We start from the raw sequence: 2,074 nt of genomic DNA on the forward strand, positions 1-2,074 counted from the left end.
CCTGCTCCTGCCTGAGGCTGCGCTGCGCGGCCTGCGGGTTGACGCCGACGTAGGAGAGCAGCACCGGCAGCAGCACGAGGTTGGTGAAGATCAGCAACGCGACGCCGATGCTGGCGTTGATGGCCAACTCCTGGATCACACGGATGTCGATCAGCGCCAGCACGGCGAAGCCCACCGCATCGCACAGCAGTGCCGTCAGGCCGGCGGCGAACAGGCGGCGGAAGGTGTAGCGCGCCGCCACCACGCGGTGCGTGCCGCGGCCAACGTCCTGCAGGATGCCGTTCATCTTCTGCGCGCCGTGGCTCATGCCGATGGCGAACACGAGGAAGGGCACCAGCACCGAGTACGGATCCAGCGCGTAGCCCAGCAGGCGAAGCAGGCCCAGCTGCCAGACGACCGCGACCAGCGAGCAGGCAACGACGATGGACGTCGAGCGCGCGCAGCGCGTGTAGCCGAAGAGCACGCCGGCGCAAATGGCCAGCGCCGCCAGGAAGAACAGGGCCACCTGGTGCACCCCTTCGATCAGGTCACCCATCACCTTCGCGAAGCCGACGATGTGGATGTCCACCTTCCCGTTGGTGTGGCGCTGGCGCAGCTCCTCGATCCGGCGGCCGAGGTCGCCGTAGTCCAGCGGCGCGCCGGTGCGCGGGTCCTTGTCCAGCAGCGGCACGTAGACAATGCTGCTCTTGAAGTCGGCCGCGACCAGCTGGCCGATCTCGCCCGAGCGCTCGACGTTGGCGCGAACCTCCGCCAGCGCGGCGGGGCTGCCGTCGTAGCGGTCGCTCATCACGGTGTCGCCGTCCAGGCCGTCTTCCGTCACGGCCACCCAGCGCGTGTTGGCGGTCCACAGGCTCTTGATGAACGGCCGGTCCACGCCGGGCATCAGGAACAGCTCGTCGTTGATCTGGCGCAGCGTGTCGAGGTAGCCGGGGTCGAAGATCGTGCCCTGCTTCGCGGCCACCGCAACGCGCAGCGCATTGCCGCCACCCGCCAGCTGCTCGCGATGCTTGAGGAAGTTCTGCACGTAGGGGTGATGCGTGGGGATGGTCTTCTCGAAGCTCGCGGCCAGGCCGATGCGCGCGGCCTGCCAGCCCAGCACCAGTGTGGCCAGCAGGCACAGCAACAGCACCCAGGGGCGGTGGTTGAAGAACAGGCGCTCGGTGCGCGATCCGCTCGCGGGGTCGAAGTCTTCCAGTCGCTGGATGACCGGCTGGGTGCTGTCGTCAGTGGAGATGGCCACGGGGTACTCGTAATCGGTTGGGGTTCAGACCTTGGGGCGGCGCTGCAGGCCGCGAAGACCGGTGACGACGAGCTCGCCGCCCGTGGTCGCCGCCAGCGCGGCGGCCGGAAAGGGCTGCGCCTGTGCAGCCAGGCTCAGCGTGGCACCGTCGTCGCGGCTCACCAGCAGCTCGCCGTTCTGTGTCACCAGCGCAAAGCCTCCACCAGGCAGCGCAGTGGCCGCGCTCACGGACACCGGATGCGGCATCGGCACCTGGGTCCAATGCTCGCCGTGGTCGGCCGAGCGCCACACGTTGCCGCGCAGGCCGAAGGCGATCACGCTGCCGGCGGCGGTGAGGTGCAGGCCGAACAGGCTTCCCTTGTAGGGCGAAGGCAGTGCCTCGAAGCTCTCGCCGCTGTCCACCGAACGCAGCAACAGGCCCTGCTCGCCCACGATGAACACGCGCTCGCCAGCGGCGCGGATGCCATAGAGGTGCAGCTGCCTGGGATTGGGCAGGCGCGGCGTCAAGCCATGGAAGGCCTGGCCGTCGCGGGTCTGCAGCGCGATGCCATAGGCGCCGACGGCCAGCCAACGCCCCCCCGCCAGGGCGATGTCGAAGAAGGGCTTGTCGGCCCCCTCCTTGAGGCGGCGCTGCGCAACTGCGCGCTGACTGTCGTCGCTGGCTTCGTTCAGCAGCAGTTCGGCGGCGCGGGTGCCGTCCATCATGCGCTGCCAACGGGCGCCACCGTCCTGCGTGCGCAGCAGCACGCCGAAATGTCCGGTGGCCCAGCCATGCTGCGCGTCGGCGAACGAGAGCGAGGTCAGGCTCACCTGCACCGGCACTGCGGCCTGCTG

The 2,074-nt window shown here is 69.3% G+C and carries 2 protein-coding genes; both read right to left on the reverse strand.

What is annotated here, in order from left to right:
* On the reverse strand, window positions 1-1,234 hold a 1,234-nt coding region (locus FKP22_RS28295), incomplete at its 3' end, for an efflux RND transporter permease subunit (protein ID WP_141291415.1).
* Between the two features lie 30 nt (window positions 1,235-1,264).
* The coding region (locus tag FKP22_RS28300) for a WD40/YVTN/BNR-like repeat-containing protein (RefSeq protein WP_211361632.1) at window positions 1,265-2,074 on the reverse strand (810 nt) is incomplete at its 5' end.

It is taken from the genome of Ideonella azotifigens (genome assembly GCF_006519715.1).
GTDB classification, from domain to species: domain Bacteria; phylum Pseudomonadota; class Gammaproteobacteria; order Burkholderiales; family Burkholderiaceae_C; genus Ideonella; species Ideonella azotifigens.